The following is a 357-nucleotide window of genomic DNA, read 5'->3' as shown; positions in this document are numbered from 1 at the left end:
AAGAGGAGAAAGATACAGAAGCACCAGTAATTACAGTAAAACAAGGTGTAACCGTACATGTAGGGGATAAATTAAGTCCAGAAAGTTTAGCGAGTGTAAAAGATAATAAAGATCCAAACCCAATAGTAACAGTGGGAGCATATGATACAAGTAAGCCAGGTACAATATCAGTTCAAGTAACGGCAACTGATAAGGCGGGTAACAGCTCAACTGCAACGGTAACAGTAAAAGTAGTAGAAAAGAAAGAAGAGAAGGATACGGAAGCACCAGTAATAACAGCAAAACAAGGTGTAACCGTACATGTAGGGGATAAATTAAGTACAGGAAGTTTAGTGAGTGTAAAAGATAATAAAGATC

At 37.5% G+C, this 357-nt stretch carries 1 pseudogene; it reads left to right on the top strand.

Annotation, left to right across the window (positions count from 1 at the left end):
* Positions 1-357 (top strand): annotated as a pseudogene (locus JDS82_RS29095) (adhesin); the annotation flags it as partial.

The organism is Bacillus cereus group sp. N14 (genome assembly GCF_016483555.1).
Taxonomy (GTDB): domain Bacteria; phylum Bacillota; class Bacilli; order Bacillales; family Bacillaceae_G; genus Bacillus_A; species Bacillus_A wiedmannii.
This window is presented reverse-complemented; position numbering and strand designations above follow the sequence as displayed.